9 protein-coding genes are annotated in these 12,854 nt (G+C 58.3%); all 9 read right to left on the bottom strand.

The genetic code is table 11. The features are described 5' to 3' along the window. Window positions 1–11: 11 nt before the first annotated feature. Window positions 12–887, bottom strand: a complete 876-nt coding sequence (locus tag FBZ97_RS27800) for an ABC transporter permease (protein ID WP_145324147.1) — start codon at window positions 885–887, stop codon at window positions 12–14. Window positions 888–890: 3 nt separating this feature from the next. Then, window positions 891–1,904 (bottom strand): ABC transporter permease, encoded by a 1,014-nt coding sequence (locus tag FBZ97_RS27805; protein WP_145324149.1) that lies wholly within the window; start codon window positions 1,902–1,904, stop codon window positions 891–893. Window positions 1,905–1,980: 76 nt separating this feature from the next. Beyond that, window positions 1,981–3,654 carry an ABC transporter substrate-binding protein gene (locus FBZ97_RS27810; protein ID WP_113408920.1) on the bottom strand — a complete coding sequence of 558 codons (1,674 nt, stop codon included), beginning with the start codon at window positions 3,652–3,654 and terminating at the stop codon, window positions 1,981–1,983. A 251-nt stretch (window positions 3,655–3,905) separates the two neighbouring features. Then, the gene (locus FBZ97_RS27815) at window positions 3,906–4,907 is read right to left on the bottom strand and encodes a GlxA family transcriptional regulator (RefSeq protein WP_246661881.1); all 1,002 of its coding nucleotides are present in this window, start codon (window positions 4,905–4,907) and stop codon (window positions 3,906–3,908) included. A gap of 588 nt (window positions 4,908–5,495) precedes the next feature. Continuing rightward, window positions 5,496–6,437 carry an ABC transporter permease gene (locus FBZ97_RS27820; protein WP_113408923.1) on the bottom strand — a complete coding sequence of 314 codons (942 nt, stop codon included), beginning with the start codon at window positions 6,435–6,437 and terminating at the stop codon, window positions 5,496–5,498. 24 nt (window positions 6,438–6,461) lie between these two features. Continuing rightward, complete coding sequence (locus FBZ97_RS27825) at window positions 6,462–7,973, bottom strand: sugar ABC transporter ATP-binding protein (RefSeq protein ID WP_113408924.1); 1,512 nt, start codon at window positions 7,971–7,973, stop codon at window positions 6,462–6,464. An 88-nt stretch (window positions 7,974–8,061) separates the two neighbouring features. After that, window positions 8,062–9,369 carry a sugar ABC transporter substrate-binding protein gene (locus FBZ97_RS27830; RefSeq protein ID WP_162751468.1) on the bottom strand — a complete coding sequence of 436 codons (1,308 nt, stop codon included), beginning with the start codon at window positions 9,367–9,369 and terminating at the stop codon, window positions 8,062–8,064. A 332-nt stretch (window positions 9,370–9,701) separates the two neighbouring features. Continuing rightward, entirely contained in the window at window positions 9,702–10,214 is a 513-nt protein-coding gene (locus FBZ97_RS27835; protein WP_113408926.1) for a VOC family protein, read from the bottom strand. A gap of 100 nt (window positions 10,215–10,314) precedes the next feature. Further along, window positions 10,315–12,831, bottom strand: coding sequence for an ATP-binding cassette domain-containing protein (locus FBZ97_RS27840; RefSeq protein ID WP_145324151.1), 2,517 nt, complete (start codon window positions 12,829–12,831; stop codon window positions 10,315–10,317). Between the last annotated feature and the right edge of the window lie 23 nt (window positions 12,832–12,854).

The following is a 12,854-nucleotide window of genomic DNA, read 5'->3' on the forward strand; positions in this document are numbered from 1 at the left end:
GACGGACAGGTTCATGGCTTCCATGCCTCACGCATGCCATCGGCTAGTAGATTGAAACCGAGAACGAGACTGACAAGGGCGGCGGATGGAATGAGCGACATCAGCGGCCAGACATTGAGAACGGTGACGCTTTCCTTGACCATGCCGCCCCAGTCCGGGTTTGGTGGCGGCAGACCGAGACCGAGGAAGCCGAGAATGCCGATGGTGATGATCGTATAGCCGATGCGCAGGCAGGCATCGACGATCAGCAGGCTGCGGCAATTCGGCAGCAGCTCGACGAGCATGATGTAGATCGTGCTTTCCGCTCTCAGCTTGGCGGCTGCGATATATTCTTGCTCCTTGAGGCCGAGAACCAGTCCACGGGTAATACGGCCGATGCCGGGCGAGGAAGCGATCGTCGTGGCGATGACGATATTGAGTACGGATGGCCCGATATTGGCGATCAGGATCACGTAAATCACGAGCACCGGGAAAGCGAGAACGATGTCGGAGACGCGGCTGATCAGCGTATCGATCCAGCCGCCATAATAGCCGGCGACCGTGCCCATGGCGATGCCGACGACCATGGCGACCACAACCGATAGCGGAGCGACGAAGAGCACGGTGCGCGCGCCGAAGATCAGGCGGGAGAGTACGTCGCGGCCGAGGATGTCGGTGCCGAGCCAATGGGTAGCGGACGGAAAAGGATTGCCCATTGCCATCACATCCGAATCTGTCGGTGACGGCAGCGGCAGGATCGGCGCGAGAATGGCTGCGGCCACCCAGAAGACGACGAGGAAGAGGCCAACCACGGCCGTCTTCGAATGGAATATCCGCATCCAGTTCGGCCGCGCCGCGCGCTTGGCCGATGTAATCTTGATGCCGGCGATATTGTCTTGGAGTGCCATGGCTTACCTCACCCGGATACGTGGATCGAGCAGCATGTAGCCGAGATCGCCGAGCAACTGCGTCATGACGGCGACGGCGACGGTGATCAGCGTTGCGGCTTCTAGCGTCGCGATATCGCCGAACAGGCTGGCATCAAGGATAAGCCGGCCGAAGCCTGGATAGGCGAAGACGAGCTCGGTGACGACAACGCCGCTGATGAGGAAGTTGATCTGCAGAAGAAGTACGGTGAAAGGCGCGATCATGGCGTTGCGCAGCGCATGGCCGAGCACCATACGGCGGGTGCTCATGCCCTTCAGCACGGCGGTGCGGATATAGGGCCGCTCCATGACGCCGATCATCGAGACGCGGATCATGCGGGCGACATAGCCAAAATCGTAGATGACGAGCACGGCAACCGGCAAGACGAACTGATAAGGCACCGGCCATCCGCCATCGCTGTTGAGCGGACTCGTCCCCGGAAGAATTGGCCAGAGAATGACGAAGAGCGTTACCAGGAAGACGCCGGATGCGAACTCGGGGATGGAGGTGAAGGTGATGCAGATGATCGAGAGCGTTCGATCGAGCGCCCCTCCTTCCTTCAGTCCCGACAGGATGCCGAAGATGATCGACAACGGCACGATCAGCATAAAGGCGAGGCCGGCCAGGACCGCCGTATTGCCGAGCCTGTTCCAGATCACGTCGTTGACCGGCAGCTTGTTCAGCGTGGAGTAGCCGAAATTGCCAAAATATTGCGCTCCGCGTGGATCCGTGAAATTGAGGCCCGTGCCCGGATCCTGCAGCGGATCCGGAATGGCGCCGAGGAGCACGCCGAGCCAGCGACCATAGCGCACAAGCAGCGGATCATTCGCCTTCAGCTTTTCGGTCAGGATATCGACCTGTTGTTGTGTGGCAAAGGGGCCGAGCGATTTTCGCGCCACGCTGCCGGGCGTAAATTCGCAGACGGCAAAGACCAGGAAGGATGCGCACAACATGGTGAGGAGCATCATGATCAGCCGTTTGAGTAGGAATTTCGACATTGCACTCTCAGTCCGGTTTTCTCGCGGGCTTCAAGGGATCGCCCGGACGAAACCAGGCGATCATTGCGCCGCTTGATCAGGCGGAGATCGCGTATTGGTGCGCGAAGATGTACTGCGAAGGATGGAGCTCAAAGCCCTTCACCTTCTTGTCCATCACAGTCGAGAAGACGCGCCAGAAAGGTTGAACGATCGGCCCGTCATCCTGCATGATCAGCTCGATTTTCTCGATCACCTTGCTGCGCTCCTTCGGATCAAGAATGCCCTCGGCCTGTGTCAGCAGCTGGTCGAATTCCGGATTGGCATAGTGGGATTCATTCCAGGCGGCGTTCGACCGATAGGCGAGCGACAGCGTCATGATCGCGAGCGGGCGATGGCCCCAGGCCGTCAAGCTGAAAGGGGCGGAGGTCCAGACTTCCCAATATTGGGCGCTCGGCAGCGACTTTATGTTGATTTTGACGCCGATGTCGGCGAACTGCTGGGCGAGCACCTGTGCCGTGTTGAGCTCCCAGATAGGATCCGGACGCGTGACCATGTCGAATTCGAAGCCGTTGGGATAGCCGGCGTCAGCCAACAGCTTCTTGGCCTTGGCGATATCGCGCGGATATTTCGGCAACGCCGCATATTCCGGATGCGACGGGGCGACGTGGTGGTCTTCTGCCGGCGTGCCGGCGCCCAGCAGGGAGGTCTGGATAACCTTGTCGCGATCGATCGCAAAGCGCATGGCCTGACGTACGCGCTTATCCTTGAACTGCTCCACGTCAGGATGCATGCGAGCAACGACGGTCTGCGTCGTCTCTACCTTGTAGACCGCCACATGCGGGAAGTTCTTCATGGAGCTGATCTGCACGGCGTCAGCTTCCGACAGGCCGTCAACCTGCTTGGATGCCATGGCCGCGATGCCGGCACCTGGATTGTCGCCGAGGTCGACGAATTCGAAGGTCGAAAGATAAGGGCCGGTGCCCCAGTAGTCAGTGCGAGCTTTATATTTTGCGCCCTTGCCGACTGTGTACTGCGTCATCTCGAACGGGCCGGTGCCATTTGCATCGGGGCCGAAGGAACCATTGTCGGCCGGGTCGAGGATGAACATTGGATAGTGATAGAGATGCTCGGGAACGGCAATCTGCGGCGCGAAGCAGTTCAAGCGAACCGTGTAGTCGTCTACCTTCTCGATCGCGTTTTCAGACCAAAGCTTGCTGGACTTCTTCGGATTGCCCTTATCGTCCTTCTCGCCGCCGTCATATTCCTGCACGAGATAGCCAGTGAACAGGCCTAGAACCGACGAGCCGACCTTAGGGTCACTGACCCGCTTGAGGTTCCAGACGACGTCATCGGCATTGAGATCGCGGCCGCCCTTGCGCCATTTGACGCCCTTGCGAACATGCAGCGTCCAGGTCTTCAGATCATCGCTGACATCCCATTTTTCGAGAAGATAGGGATGGGTGATGTTGTTGCGGTCGGTGAAGGTAAGGTATTCGCAGACCTGCCGGATGACATTCGACTTTTCGGCGAAGTCGGCAAGATGTGGATCCTTGATTTCCATGCAGCGCATGCCAATGCGCAGGTTGCCGCCCTTCGGCATGTCGTCGGCCTTGGCTTCGCCGAAAGGCGGGGTAACGCCAGCGAGAGAATAAGCGGTGGCAGCTGAGAGGCCAAGAAGGGTCGACTTGCGCAGGAAGTCCCGGCGGTTGATGCTGCCGTCCGAAAGGTCCTTAATAAGTGTCGGAATATACGAATGCTGATTCTTATCCACGAGGATGGTCTCCTAGTTCGTGCAAACTGTTCCCATTATTGTCTGAATGCGAAGCGGAGCGGGCTTTCCCGCCGCTTCGGCCTGCGCGGATCTTGTGTCCGTTTTCGCCGTCGAGACCAAATCTAGAGGCAATATGAATGCGACAGAATGCATTCATCCGACATGAAATATGCGCCAGGCGACATATTGCTGCATTGCACCAGTAACGTTGTTCTTAGCCAAAAGACAGGCAGAAATTGCAGGCGTGCCGATCACGCGCGGCGGGTGGCAGCAGGGCTTTCCCTGAAGTGCTGGCGATAGAAGCGGCTGAAATGAGACGGGGATTCGTAACCGCAGACGCCGGCGATATCGGAGACGCTGAGATCGGTATGGATCAACAGTTCCTTAGCCCGCGCCATGCGCAGATCAATGTAGAATTGCGACGGGCTTTTGCCGAGGTGTGTGCGAAACAATCGCTCCAGCTGGCGCGGCGAGACCTTGACGCTCGCGGCAAGCTCCGCGATTTCGATAGGTTCCGACAAGCTGCTTTCCATCCGACGGATGACGAAACCGAGCTTGGCGTTCCTGATACCAAAACGGTCCTCCGGCACCATGCGCTGAACGTCGTCTTGGCGACGCATGCGGGGATGATTGAACTGATCGGAAATCTGCTCTGCAAGGTCACGACCCTCGATCGCGGCGATCAGGTAAAGCATCATGTCCAGGGTGACGGTGCCACCGGAGGACGTAATCAAGCGGCCGTCGACGGCGAAGATATCGTCTGTCGCCAGGCAATTGGGAAACTCGCTTCGAAACGACGGCAGCGATTCCCAATGTATGGCGCAGCGGCGCCCCTCAAGAAGCCCAGCCCTCGCCAGATAGAACACGGCGGTGCTCACGCCGCCGAGAACGCAGCCCTCTGAATAGACGCGACGTAACCAGGAAAACAGCGCCGGATCGTAGCTCTCAGTGTAATTGACGCCGGCACACACGAAGAGAATATCGCATTTCGGAGCCTTTGCCATAGCATAGTCCACTGGGAAGGCCAGCCCGCTGCTCGACCTCGCCTCCTTGCCCTCGGCCGAGATTAGAACCCATTCGAAGGCCTTGCGCTTGAGCAGGCGGTTTCCCTGGCGCAATGAATCCAGTGCCGCCGAAAAGGTCATCAGCGGATAATCGGGCGCCAGGAAGAAGCCGATACGCACCGGCCGCTCGCTATGTTTCAGCTGTCCAAGCGAAAAGGATTGTCGCGTCATTCCCCAGCTATACTGCATGCGAAAGCGTCCGCCTATAACAGCGGCTCGCTGTTGCCGCCCGAAATGGCTCTTTGGCAGTTCGAAGCGTGTTGATGCTTTGGTTAGGACAGCCCGCTTCGTTTCGCGGCGCGGTTTCTATACAGGATCAAACAGGAAGTTGGACGGGCTTGGCTTGCCCTCCACTCCATTTCAAAGAGCCACCTCACGAGCATTGCACCCATCGAGAGAATTGGTGGAATGACCGACATGCCTGAAACACCGGAAACGGTACCAGCGCGCCAAGTCGTAAGGTTGCGAATATTTGCTTGGCGAGGATTTCTCAGGTGAGACGGAATTCGCTACCATGCTCTGTGAAAGATGCACGGACCACCTCCCTCAAATCAGCGGCTTGTTCGCCCTGCATCGATCTATAAAACAGGCCGCCCAACCATTGCCCGATAACAAAATTGGGAAAATAATAGGTGCTCAGAGGCGGATTATGGAAATAATACAGTTGGCTGCCGCTATATGTGAGAATTGAGAAATCTTCGTCCACCTTTCGGCCGATAGCAGCCAGTCCTGCGACGCGATCTGGCAATTGGCTGACTTTCGAAGCGAAAGCATCAGTTATTTAACAACCTCGTCAAGCCGCCGGCGTCTTGTCGTGACAAGCACCGCGAGGATGACGACAGCGCCCCGGATACCGACCTGATAGAAGGGATCGACCTGCAGAAGGGTCATTCCGTTCGCAAGAATCACGATCGTCAGGACACCCAGAACAGTGCGCAACGGGCCGCCGACGCCGCCTGTCAAAAGCGTTCCGCCGAGGACGACAGCCGCGATCGTATCGAGGAGAAACGGATCGCCCATGCCTGGTGACGCCGAGAACGTCCGGATACCAAGAAGGATGCCGGCCAACCCTGAGATAAGCCCTGCCGCGACGAAGACAAGGACCTTCATCTTGGTCGTATTGATCCCGGACATCCTGGTCGTGCGCTCGTTGTCGCCGATGGCATACATGTATTGACCAAAACGGGTAAACCGGGCGACGAGCGTACAGATTACCAGCACGCCCACTGCCCAAAGCCCGATCTTCGGAAACGAGCCGAAAGCCACGCCGCCGGCCAGCGCGCTGGATAGAGGAGTATTCCAGGGCAATGGGCGGCCACCTGATATGATAAGCCCGAGGCTTTGGAATATGAACAGGGTTCCGAGGGTGACGAGAAAGCTCGGAAGTTTGAGGACGGCATTCAGAGCACCGTTGATTGCGCCGCAAAGGGCACCAACGAGAAGCCCGACAACAATGCCTGCCTCTCCCATCGTCGGAACCAGTGTGACCGCGCATATGGCCGACAACGTCATGATCGATCCTACCGAGAGGTCGATCGAACCGATCAGGATAACGAATGTAATGCCCATGGCGGCAACCAGAAGGACCGATGACTGTCGGACAATGTTCCAGATATTTGGCCATGTCAGAAACGCGTCGTGCATGAACGAAAAGAAGATGATGAGCGCAAATGCCGCCAGGAATGGCGTCAATTTGCCGACGGCACCGAATTTAGACATCGTATTTCCTTAGTTGCGTCCGCGTCAGAACATCATCGAAATGACGTCTTGTTCTTTTGGCTTGCTGTGAGGATCGGCAACGACCGCTTCCGATAGCTTGCCGTTTGCCATGAAGTAGATCGTGTTGGAAAGCTCGATCAGTTCGACAAGATCATCCGAGATCAGAAGCACCGCGCATCCGGTATGAGTGATGTCTCGGAGAAGCCGGTAGATCTCTTCCTTCGCACCAGCATCGACGCCGCGGGTGGGATTGTCGATGACCATCAGCGCGGGTCTCCGCGCAAGCCACTTTGCAAGCACCACTTTCTGCTGGTTTCCGCCGCTGAGCGAGCCGACAAGAGCATCGCTGTTAGGGGCTTTGACCTTGAGTTCAGTCATGCGCTCCGCCGCGAAAACTCTGGCTTGAGAGACGGAAAAGATGCCGAACTTGGTAAATCGCCGCAGCGACGGCAAAACGATATTGTCGCGGATCGAACGGCCAAGCATCACGCCGTCACGATGCCTATGCAGCGGGACGTAGCCGATGCCCATCTCAATCCGGCCCGACGCTGGAAGTGCCGAGACATCCCTGCCCAGAATCCGAATATCCCCTCGCCCGGCCTCGACCCCCAGGATCGTTCTGCCCAGCTCCGTCTTGCCCGACTGCACAAGGCCGCCGAGACCGACTATCTCCCCTTCTCGTACAGAAAGCGTGACATCAGAAAATGCCACCGAGTTTAGGCCTTTGACTTCAAGCACCGGCGGTCCGAAGGCCGTCCGTTGCCTATCGGTAGCATAGAAATCGGTGAGCCGTTCGCGGCCGACCATCAGGCTATGCAGCCGCTTCTCGGTCGGCTGCCTGACGTCGGCATCGATGACCTGGCCATCCTTGAGCACAAGGATCTGATCGCAGAGGTGCAGCACCTCGTCGAGCCTATGAGAGATGAAGATGATCGAGGCGTTGAACCGTGTCTTGAGAAGCGAAACGATACGGTAGAAAAGCTGCAGCTCCGGGCCCGATAACGAGGCGGTCGGCTCGTCGAGAAGGATGAGCGGGCGCTCGATCTTGAGAATCTCGGACTGCGCGACAACGCGGGCGATTTCCACCAACTGCCGAGTACCGAAATTCAGCGTGCCGGTGATGAGCCGCGGATCGATTGAAATATCCAGTTGATCAAGAATCCGGGCCGCGTGGTCTCTCATCCGTGAAAAGCGGATGACGCCATTGCGGGTGAAATGTTTCTCTAGACCCAGAAAAAGGTTCTGATAGATCGGATAGACGAGGATCAGCGCCTGCTCCTGGTGCACACGGAATATACCGGCTTTCGTAGCGGCCGCCGGGCCATGGAACGTCCGCGCCGTACCATGCAACAGCAGATCACCGTCATCAGGGCTTTGAACGCCGCTGATGATGTCGAGCAGTGTACTCTTGCCGGCACCGTTCTCGCCGACGAGACCGAGGGTGCGGCCGTGCTCGACCATGAAGCTGACACCCTGCAGGGCATTGACCCCGGGATAGCGCTTGGTGATCGACCGAAGTTCGAGATGTACAGTCATGGCCTCTTTGCCGTCCGCATGCAGCGATGATACGTATCCGCATTCCTGCCCTGTCAGCCGGAATGCGCTATCGTCTTGTGGGTGGCCGTTAGAAGCCGAGAACCGTCTTGCCGGCTTTTGTGTTCTGCGCGACTTCCGAGAGCGGTCCGGCTGCAGCGTGGTCCTTGAACATCTTGTTCAGCTTCTCGACATTGCCCGCCTTCAGCGAGGTGGCGACGTCTTCCGGTAGCGCCCAGTTCGCTGGCTTCAAGGATTGCATCGAATCGATGCCGCTCCAGAACTGAGACGGATCGATCACTTCCATGCCCCACTGGATCTTCCAGTTGTCGCCGTTCAGATGGCGCGACATCGATTTGAAATCGAACGCAAAACCGCCACTGCTGTCCATCAGTGAAAGATACTTCGCGGCAGCATCCGGGGAATCGAGGAAGAGGGAATCGAAGTAGCGCATACGTTCCAGCGGATCGTATGTGACGCCATTGAGCGCATCGAACAGGGTGACAACAGAATATCCCGTCATGAATGGCGCGTTGATCGAGACCGTGCCGAGCGCGCTCGGATCGTCTTTCATCCGCGTCAGCATCTCCCGGGTAGCATCGTTGCCTGCGGTCAGGATCTGACCGCTCAATCCGCGCTCTCGCAGAACATCCAGGACCGCGATCGCCGTATCGTCATTGTAGGAAATGATCGCCGCCACATCCGGATGCGCCGTCAGAAGATTCTCGACCACCGGGCGTGCGGCCACGCGATTTTCGCCGGCAGGCTGTTCGGCAACGAGATCGATATTAGGGTTGTTTTTCAGGGCGAGCTTGACGCCCGCCGCGCGGGTATCGGCCGAAAAGTTGCCGGGCATGCCGGCAGCATAGAGCACCTTGCCCTTGTTGCCGATCTTGTCGAACAACGCCTGCGCCATCGCCGCGATGCCACGGATATTGTCCGGCTGGCTGTAGAGCATATAGGCGTCTTTGAACGTCGGATCGGTGGGCGCAAGCCATGCCGCGGTGGAGTGCGCATTGGCGATTTTCACGCCGACCTGGGATGCCGTGGCACAAAGCGCCTTTATGACCTCGGCATTTTGAGCAAAGGTGACGACGGCATTCACACCGAGAGACGGCGCCTGCTCGATCTGGGCAATCTGCTTGTCGACGGAATCGTCGAATGTCTGTGACATGTATTTGATGCCGAGCTGTTCGGCCGCACGCTTGGCCCCGGCATTCCATCCCTGCCAATATTCGTTGGCCAGCGTCGGGAAGGTGTTGAGAACCGTGATCTGCTGATCGGACGCACGAGCAGTCTTGCGAAGCACCAGCGGGCTGGCAAGAGAAACGGCAGCGGCGGCACCCGCCACCTGCAGGAGCTTGCGGCGGTTGATTTCGAGATTTCCGATGTTACGCAAATTCAGATCCTCCTCGGTAGCCCCCTCCAGGGCTGTTGACGACGATCAGTGTAATGAATGCCAGCTACACGAGAACAAGAGATTTATCCACATTGGATAAATGTAAGTCACTGGATCTACTGGATAATATGCAATTCCTGACGGCAGGAATCCTACAGACGAACGGCGTTGGCCACGCCGTTTATCCGCCACAGTCAGGCTATCGCAGCCGCCCCGTTTCATGCCTCATCGACCGGTCAGATCAGCCGCGGGATGACTATCCGATAAGATGGAAGACGGGCCCAAATTGTCTTCCGGTTCACGTGGTAGCGTGCTGCTCCGGCGCCTCGCGCTCAAGCAGTCTTGGCTCGCCAGAGTTTCGTCTGCGAACTGTCCTCGTAACCTAGCTTATCGAAGCTCGCGACCTCGAGCAGAAGTCCCCATGGGGCACGCAGGTAAATCCAGTCGAAACCGGCCAGCGGCCCCTCGGTGATCAGGTTCGGACCGTCGAGAAGGTCGACGCCCTGGGCTCGCAGCCGGTCGGCCGATGCATGCACATCCTCGACTTCGAAGCAGATATGCGCGCCTCCGACTTCCGACGGACGCTTCGGCGGAGACATTTCCTCGCCGCTATATTCGAACAGTTCGACGCTCGTCCCCTCGCCGCAGCGAAGAAACACGAGGTCGCGTATCGTCGATTGCGGAGCAGCGCCGATCTTCTTCGTCATGAAATCCTGGTCGACATCGAAGGGCCCCGTCCGGAACACCTCGACCGCACCGAAAACGGCCTTGAAGAAGGCAACGCCCTCTTCGATATCAGGCACCGTCAGACCGATATGATGCATGCCATGAACCCTGTTCGTCATGTTCTTTCTTCCTCCTCAGAAATTCGGGCCTACGCCGTTCCCACGATCAGCAGATCGCCCGAGCGTATGGGAGCGGGAGCCGGGATAGGCGTTCAATTTTTCAATGGCCGGTAGCGCGGCGGCCTCGAACTGCCGCGTAAATGAGTGCTGCAATGACGATCAGGATGCCCTGAAAGAAATACTGGTAGGTCTGTGACAGGCTCAGGAAGGTGACGGCGCTTAGCACTTCGGTCAGCAGGATGGCGCCGATAACAGTGCCGATAAACGTCCCGCGCCCGCCTGCCAGGCTGGTTCCGCCGAGGACCACGGCGGTGATGCTGGATAGCGTGTAATTGATGCCCTGGCGGGGATCACCCACGCCGATCTGCGCCATCAGCATGACCGCGCCGAGGCCGGTCAATACCGAGCATGCCACGTATCCGGAAATGAATGTCAGATCGACGCGAATGCCCATGCGGCGGGCCGAATCCTCGTTCGATCCGACGGCCCGCAGGCGCCACCCCGATCTTGATCTGCGGAGAACATACTCGCCCGCAAGCGTCACCAGCAAAAGCACAAGGAATACCACCGGGAACGGACCCCATTGCCAGTTGATCCAGTCTGTAATCGCATAGCTGATGTACCCGTCCGGATTTTCACGCAAAAGGAAACTGAAACCCTGTATGGCGATATACATGGCCAGTGTCGCCGCGATCGGCGTGAAATTCGCATACCGTATTAGCAGCCCGTTGACAGTCCCCACCGCGACCGCCCCTGCCAGCATTAGGAAGAACCCAAGTGCCATCATGGAAGCCGACATGTCGTCGGTCAGAAAGAATGATGCGACGACCACCAGAAACCCGGCCAGCGGCCCAACCGACAGATCGATACCGCCCATCAGCAAGGCGATGGTCTGCCCAAGTGCAATGAATCCGAGCGCCGTTGCCAGCAGAAATATGTTGTAGATGTTGGAGACCGACAGGAAGTTTTCGTTCTGCCCGTTGACATAAAGCCCGAGGACGATCGCAACGAGCGCCAGGGGAATGACCGGCGCGTTGTCCGATTGCAGCAAATGCTTAAAACCTTTGGCAGGGCCGGAAGCCTTGGCTGCGCCAGGGTGAACATCATGCGTTTCAGCATTGATGGCCGCGGCGACGATCTTCTCCTCGGTGACATCTTCTCCTGCGAGCGTTGCGACCACGTGCCCACGTGACATGACGACGACCTTGTCGCAGAGCCCTTCGAGCTCAACAGCATCGGAGGAATTGACGACGACGGGTGTGCCCGCCTCACATAGATCCCGCAGAATACGGTAGATCTCGAATCGGGCGCCAACATCGACCCCTTGCGTCGGCTCGTCAGCGACAACCAAGCCCGGATCCGAAAGCATCGCCCGCGACATCACGATCTTCTGTTGGTTGCCACCCGAAAGCGACAAGATCGGTGCTTCCATGCTGGGTGCCTTGACCGCGAGTTCGGAGAAGATCGCACTGACTTTATCGAATTCGCGTTTCCGGCTCATGATCCCGGCGGTTGCAAATTTCTCAAGCGTCGAGAAGGTGGCGTTCTCCCGAACGGTGAGGCCTTTCGCCACGCCTTCCCGAAGTCGGTCCGATGGCATGAAGGCAGCCTCTTCGAGAAGCTCCGTATGGCCGAGGTTGCGTCCGCGCAGGTTGATCGATCCGCGTGAGATATTCAATCCCGCCAGGGCTCGCATCAGCGCGGCTTGGCCGTTGCCGGCAACGCCCGCCACGCCAATGATCTGCCCCCGCGGCACCTGGAATGTGACATCGTCGACGCCTTCACAGCTGAGACCGGTGACCGAAAGCCCAATTTCCCCGCTTTTGCCCGGCGCTTTCGGAGGGAAAGCCGCCGCAAGCGTACGCCCGACGATCATGCCGACAAGCTCGGCGTCGCTAATCTCCCCGACCAGCGCACTGCCGCGAATTTTTCCGTCGCGCAGCACGGTCACTCGCTGTGCGATCTGCCTGAGTTCGGCAAGGCGGTGGGTGATGTAGACGACGGCCGTTCCCTCTGCCGCTGCCTGCCGCACAAGATCGAACAGCAGTTCGCTGGCCTCCTGGTCGAGTGAGGCGGTGGGCTCGTCCAGGATCAACAACCGCGGCTTGACGGCAAATGCCTTGCCGATCTCCAGCAGGTGTTTCTCCGCAACCGTCATTTCCCCGGCTCGCATATGCAGCGGAAGATCGAGGCTGACCGTTTGAAGCATCTGCTGCAGGGCATCGGACGATCGCCGCCCTGACGCGCCAGAGGCGGTGAGCGCCACGAGCAGATTTTCCTCGATCGAAAGATCGGCGAGAATGGCCGGATGTTGGAAACAGATGCCGATCCCGAGCGAGGCAGCGACCTCCGGGGTCATCTGCTTGACGGGAACACCGTCGAAAGTGATTTCACCCTCGCTCGGCTGCAGCGTGCCCGAGATGATGTTCATTAGGGTTGATTTGCCGGCGCCGTTTTCGCCAAGGATGGCATGCACTTCCCCAGGTCGGAATTCGACACTCACGTCGCGCAGCGCCGGAATGCCGGCGAAATACTTCGAGATGCCATCGAGCCGGATAGTGACGTCGTTTTCGGCCGACAAGAAGGGTGCATTTGAATGGATGTCTGCTGCGGCCATGGCCTGAAATCCGACTGAGGTTG

Source organism: Rhizobium sp. ERR 942, from assembly GCF_007828395.1.
In the GTDB taxonomy this organism is placed as follows: domain Bacteria; phylum Pseudomonadota; class Alphaproteobacteria; order Rhizobiales; family Rhizobiaceae; genus Rhizobium; species Rhizobium dioscoreae.

Bases quoted from the DNA above. Each gene is read 5' to 3' on its own strand.
- FBZ97_RS27800 (WP_145324147.1), bottom strand. From the start codon at position 887: ATGGCACTCCAAGACAATATCGCCGGCATCAAGATTACATCGGCCAAG.
- FBZ97_RS27805 (WP_145324149.1), bottom strand. From the start codon at position 1,904: ATGTCGAAATTCCTACTCAAACGGCTGATCATGATGCTCCTCACCATG.
- FBZ97_RS27815 (WP_246661881.1), bottom strand. From the start codon at position 4,907: ATGCAGTATAGCTGGGGAATGACGCGACAATCCTTTTCGCTTGGACAG.
- FBZ97_RS27820 (WP_113408923.1), bottom strand. From the start codon at position 6,437: ATGTCTAAATTCGGTGCCGTCGGCAAATTGACGCCATTCCTGGCGGCA.
- FBZ97_RS27825 (WP_113408924.1), bottom strand. From the start codon at position 7,973: ATGACTGTACATCTCGAACTTCGGTCGATCACCAAGCGCTATCCCGGG.
- FBZ97_RS27835 (WP_113408926.1), bottom strand. From the start codon at position 10,214: ATGACGAACAGGGTTCATGGCATGCATCATATCGGTCTGACGGTGCCT.
- FBZ97_RS27840 (WP_145324151.1), bottom strand. From the start codon at position 12,831: ATGGCCGCAGCAGACATCCATTCAAATGCACCCTTCTTGTCGGCCGAA.